Origin of the sequence: Dyadobacter sp. CY323 (assembly GCF_021390245.1) — a bacterium.
Lineage (GTDB): Bacteria > Bacteroidota > Bacteroidia > Cytophagales > Spirosomataceae > Dyadobacter.
The window spans coordinates 83,395-89,394 of sequence record NZ_JAJUXH010000006.1 but is presented as its reverse complement, the minus strand read 5'-3'; the positions used below and the strand labels follow the sequence as shown (position 1 = coordinate 89,394).

At 46.5% G+C, this 6,000-nt stretch carries 3 protein-coding genes; all 3 read right to left on the bottom strand.

Features of this window, described 5'->3' with window-relative positions:
• Positions 1–199: 199 nt before the first annotated feature.
• The gene (locus tag LZG72_RS12855; RefSeq protein WP_233872570.1) at positions 200–3,460 is read right to left on the bottom strand and encodes an efflux RND transporter permease subunit; all 3,261 of its coding nucleotides are present in this window, start codon (positions 3,458–3,460) and stop codon (positions 200–202) included.
• Between the two features lie 244 nt (positions 3,461–3,704).
• Positions 3,705–5,159, bottom strand: coding sequence for a TolC family protein (locus LZG72_RS12850; protein WP_233872567.1), 1,455 nt, complete (start codon positions 5,157–5,159; stop codon positions 3,705–3,707).
• A gap of 379 nt (positions 5,160–5,538) precedes the next feature.
• Positions 5,539–5,946 carry a hypothetical protein gene (locus LZG72_RS12845; protein WP_233872564.1) on the bottom strand — a complete coding sequence of 136 codons (408 nt, stop codon included), beginning with the start codon at positions 5,944–5,946 and terminating at the stop codon, positions 5,539–5,541.
• Between the last annotated feature and the right edge of the window lie 54 nt (positions 5,947–6,000).

Genomic DNA, 6,000 nt, shown 5'->3' with positions numbered 1-6,000 from the left:
TGCAGGTTGGACGACATCTGCTTTTTCTCGAGTGTGAAGGTTTCGAGCGCCGCAGCTTCCACAGGCGCTTTTTTCTTCTCTTCTTCTTCCTCAGCCTTTGAAGACCCACATTGCTGAAACAAAACGGCCGAGCTGGCCAGCAAAAGGGTGGTGGTGATGTTACGTATATTTTTCATTTTACAATTGAATCGAATGAAAGTTACTTGTTAACCGGAACATAAAATCTGCTTTCTTCGTCCTCCGGATCGAGAGAAACACTTTGTGTCGTGGCCTTACCTTGTCCCCAGGCGAACACCAGCGGCAGGATAAACAATGCTGCAAACGTGGAAGCGATCAGCCCGCCGATCACCGCCCGGCCAAGTGGCGATGACTGGTCACCTGCCTCACCCAGGCCACTCGCCATGGGGATCATACCCACAACCATTGCCACCGCTGTCATCACGATCGGGCGCAGGCGCAAACCGGCCGATTCCTGGGCAGCAGCAATCGCATTGCCACTGTGTTTTCGAAGTTGTTCCGCATTGGTAATCAATAAAACCGCATTTGAAATCGAAACCCCGACAGACATAATGATGCCCATGTAAGATTGCAGGTTTAAGGTAGAGCCGGTAATCATCAATAATGCAAGCGAGCCCATGATCACCGCCGGCACGGTGGTTAGTACCACAGCGGATACCTTGAAAGACTGAAAATTAGCAGCCAGCATTAAGAAAATCACCACAATGGCGACGACAAGGCCGTTTTGGAGACTATCCAATGTATCGGTCAACGTTTGGCTCATGCCTACAAGTTCGACAGTCAGACCGCGTGGGAGCTCTCCCAATGAGGCCAGTGCTTCTTCCACATCTGCTTTTGCAGCTCCGAGATCGATGTTGTTGAGATTGGCTGTTACGGATAAAACAGGCATTGAACCGAGGTTGTCATTTTCACCATACGTGGTGTCCGGCGTAATGGTAGCGATATCGCCGAGAACGGGACGATTCGAGTTCCGGAGTAATGGAATTTCACCTAGTTCACTGATACTGTTCATTTTACTTTCTGGTATCTGAACCTGCACATTGTAGCTGAATCCGCCTTTTTCATCCACCCAAATATTTTTGTCGGTATAACGGGACGATGAGGTCGAAGCGATCAATGATTTGGAAACGTCACTCATATCTACTCCCAGTTGCGCGGCACGGATCCGGTCGACTTCAATTTTGATTGCGGGATATTTGTTCGATTGTCCCAGCTGAATGTCGCGGAGGTACGCAATGTCTTTTAACCTTTTGATCACTTTCTGCGCGTATTGTTCATTCACTTTTTTGTCCCGGCCAGACATCCTGACTTCAATCGGAGTCGTCGAGCCCTGACTTAAAATCTTGTCTGTCAATTCGATAGGTTCAAAAGAAAGCGCGACATCCGGCATTGTCTCTTTTACGCGATGCCTTATTTTTTCTTTTAATTCATCAAGATTAACATGAAAACCCTCATGCAGCCCCACCTGCAAAACAGCTTCCTGCGGTCCGGCCATCCACAGGTAAATCGGGCTGATCGAGAATAATGCGGGATGCTGACCTACGTATGCGGAGGTAACCGACACATTCTCGGGACCAACAATGTCCTTAATCGCCTGGATGGTTTTTAATGTCTTTTCCTCCGTACGTTCCATCCGTGTTCCTTCGGGTGCTCTCAACCGAACCTGAAACTGATTACCATTTACTTTTGGTAAAACATCCTTACCAATTACGCTGAGCATCAGTGCCGCGAGCGCAGTAGTCACAATCAGATATGTGATTACGATTGGTTTTCTGAATGGGATCATCCGTTCGATAAACCGCATAAAGCGCATTCTGACCCGCTCGAAACGACTGATCTTACCATCCTGGTTACTGTCCACCCGATGAACCAGCGATTCTTTTTGCGCGTCTTTATCCCAGGTCAGTCCGGATGCGGCAAATTCTTCTGAATCGGTCATTTCGGCCCCGTCGGTTTTTTTATGGTGCTTCACTTTCATGATCCAGTTTGCCATTACCGGTACAAAAGTTTGCGCCAGAAAGTACGAAATGATCATGCTGAAACCGATTGCCAGAGCGAGGGGTAAGAATAGTGATCCGGGGATACCGCCCATGGTGAATGCCGGAGCAAACACGGCCAGAATGCAGAAAAGGATCAGCAATTTCGGGAATGCAATCTCCTGGCAAGCATCCCAGATCGCCAGCGCTTTGGGTTTTCCCATATCAAAATGCTGGTGAATGTTCTCGATCGTTACCGTACTTTCATCGACCAAAATACCGATGGCGAGAGCCAGCCCGCTGAGCGTCATGATATTAATGGTTTGTCCGAACAGGTTCAGGAACAAAACACCTGAAATAATGGAGGTAGGGATGGTCAGGATTACGATGAGTGCGCCGCGTGGATCGCCGAGGAACAGCAATACCATTAAACCGGTCAGGATCGCACCGATGGCTCCCTCGGTCAGCAAGCTCATCACCGAGTTCATGACGTAGGTCGACTGGTCGAATTCGTAACTGATCTTCACATCTTCCGGCAATGTGCTTTGAATGCGCGGCATTGCTTTTTTCAGGTTTTGAACCACCTCCCAGGTCGAGGCATCCGCACCTTTGGCAATACTTAAATAAACCGACCGCTTTCCATTAACAAGTCCGTAACCCGCCGTGATGTCGGCGCCATCTTCGACCGTGGCCACATCGCGCAGGTAAAGGTTTTGAACGGACCCTTTAAAAAGAGGTATGTTTTCAAAATCCTTGATGTTTTTAACCGTCGTATTCGTAGGAGTAATGTAGTTTTTATCACCGATCCGCACGTTTCCGGATGGAGCAGTTTGGTTGTTCAGACGCAATGCTTCCACCAACTGATCCGCTGAAATATTATGCGAACGCATTAACTCCGGATCGGCTTTTACAACAATCGTGCGAATGTTACCACCAAAAGGAGGAGCGGAAACCAGACCCGGAATGGAGGTAAAAGTCGATCGCACATAGACATTTGCCAGATCAAGCAACTCATTATTCGACCGTTTTTCACTGCTGATTACCAACTGTCCGACGGGCAATGTGGATGCATCAAAACGGATAATGAATGGCGGGTTTGAACCAGGCGGAAATATGGCCTGGGCACGGTTGGTAAATGAGCTCAGCTCGGCCGATGCCTGGGCCATGTTCGTACCCGGGTAAAAGTTGATCTTCATCAGAGTAAGCCCCTGAATATTTTTGGTCTCAATACTCTTTATCCCATTGACATACAGCAGAATATTAATGTATTGTTTGGCAAAAAACGTCTCCATTTGTGTCGGCGTATACCCTCCAAACGGGTGGGCGATATACATGACCGGCAGGTCGAGCTTCGGAAAAATATCTACCTTGATAGTCCGTACTGCATTGATACCAAAAAAGAATAAACCAGCCACTAACACCATGATGGTGATCGGTTTACGTAATGCAAAACGTATTAAATCCATGTTACGGTTAGTTGGGTCAAGGGTGGTCAGAGGTGGTCATGATTGTCATTTGTGGTCAGGGGCGTTGTCTATTTGTCATTTATAGTCATTTGTGGTCATTTGTAGTCCTGTATTGCTTGGTATGTGTATAAAGTATAATTGAACATATGTGACCGCACCTGACAATCAATAACTCATATGACAATCAATGACCACACATGACTACGAATGACAAAAATTTACACGCTCCTTTCATGGGCGAAAATCACTGGTTCAGAAAAATATTAAAATCCCCGGCGGCGGCGGCTTTCAGGAGCAATGCCTGCCAGAGGTTACTTAATGCGATATCACGGTTTGTTTCAGCGCGGTTCAAAATGTATAAAGCCTGCGTGAGGTCTACCATGTTGCTTAGCCCATTTTTGTATAAAACACTTTTCTGCAAATAAGCGTCCGACGCGGAACGCACCTGAACCGGCGCTTCCTGGAAGTTTGAAACTGCATTACGTATTTTGTTTTCTGCCAAAAGCAGCTGGTTTTTGATCTGCTGATCGGCCAGATTGTATTCTTCTTTCAATGCAGTTGAGATGAAACTCTGGGACGCAACCTGCTGTCTTGTCCGAAGAATGCCAGTCAGGTTCCACGTTGCCCCGATTCCGAGCAAATAATTCGCACGGACCGGTTTAATCCCCTCGAAATAATTCTGAGTATATGCATGCTGATCGGTGGCGTAGCTGGATGAAAACCCCGCGCCGCGACCTTGAAATACACCAAATGCAGTAAAAGTAGGCATGCCCAGCGTTTGGAAATACCTGGCCTGATGTTCGCTGACGGCCACACGGTTTGCATAATACCGGAGTACCGGATGGTTTTCTGTTTTAAGAACTGAATCGGACAGTGACTGCGGCATTTTGGTTATAAAAAGCGTATCCAGTACGAAGTTTTGAGTGGTGACGCCCATTAACCGGGCAAGATTGTTGGCTTGTTCCTGTTCAAAATCCCGAGCCTGAGTAATGCTGATTTTGGCACTAGAAACTTCCGCATTTGCCAGCGAAGAGTCAACGCCGGGTATCAGACCATTTTTCGCGCGTGTTACGACCACATTTTTCAAAGCAGCTGCGCGTTGCAGGTTATTTTCCCAGGATTGGGTCAGCCTTTGAGCAGCCAATAAATTGAGATACGCAGCCGCTACCCGGATGCTATGCTGAAATTGTTCCTGTTCCAGATCACTTTCATCACGCTTCACCATGGACTGTGATACCTGAATGCGTTCACGTGCCCGGCCGAATGCAAAAAAATCCCAGTTTACATTGGTAAGATAAAGCGCACCAAAAGCGGCGTTCCAATTTTGATGGGGGAGTGGCAAACCGGACGAAGCGACAGAAAGCCCCAATCCGTAAAGCGGGCCATTCTGACCATTTATCGTTCCAAAATCCTGCTGGGCAGACAAATTGAGATTGGGTAAATACTCTTTTTTGCTTTGAAGAACAGTCGCTTTCGACGCATTCAGATAGTTGTTCTTGGCTTTGATACTGCCATAATTTGCCAACCCTGTTTCGACGGCATCATTCAGTGTGAGAACCTGGGCGGAAAGCTTAGCACATGGGACTAGTAAGTTCAGGAGCAAAAACAAAGAAAGGAAATGGCTTTTCGACATTATGATGCTGTCATATTTTGGTGCAAATGTAAATATGTAACCGCTGGTATCCTTTACTACTTTCAAATTAAATCTTATAAAATTCAAACATATCATTCCCGATTGTATCCGTTTTGCCTTGATCGTTATACCTATTTATTTTTAAAGCAGGTTGTCGAAATCAGGTGATGTGGGAAGGTGTAGCATTCGCAGGGATTATTAATTGAAATTATTAAAACCAAACACTGGCTACAAGTCAATGCAGTTAAAAAGTGATTATAATGCAAGTAATCTTACTATCATCCAACTTTTTCAAATTTTAAACAATCTTGGTCTGCATGAACCAAAAAGCCAACGTTGGTAAACGTCGGCCTTTTCCGGCTGTGGCCTGATGGACTGGAATGACCACGGCATAAAAAAAGCCAGCTTTGTCAGGGCTGGCTTTTCAATGTACAACGACTGTCTCTTAATCGGTTGTCGGGTAAACTGATGTATTAATGTCAGCCAGCTCCGATGTGTCTTTTGCAACTTTAAGATTCGGCGTCTTGTAATTCCGGGATGAAAGCAATGGATTGATCTCGATTCCCTCTTTTTTGTATTCCCTTACAACTACCAGCGTAGCCGGCCGCGGCGCGTACTTCGGCGTATTGCTCACATCCCGACGTCTCTGCGACTTGCCGGCACGCTCAACCGTATTGTAATTGGCAACGCGAACCGACTTTTGCTCGCCGTTTGATTTTGCCTGGGCTGCTTTATTCGGATGTTTATAATTGTGAACCGAAATTCCCGGATCTACAATGGATTGTGCTTTGGTACTGAAAGTTAGCATTCCGCTGATGAGCAGAAAGGCAAGTATAAATGGGGCTTTTTTCATGTTGATAATCGTTTACTGTGGATAAAAATCCATCCCAGATTTTCGGGACACATG

What these genes read in the sequence shown, in the direction of transcription:
- LZG72_RS12855 (WP_233872570.1), bottom strand. Translation starts at nt 3,460, where the DNA reads ATGGATTTAATACGTTTTGCATTACGTAAACCGATCACCATCATGGTG.
- LZG72_RS12845 (WP_233872564.1), bottom strand. Translation starts at nt 5,946, where the DNA reads ATGAAAAAAGCCCCATTTATACTTGCCTTTCTGCTCATCAGCGGAATG.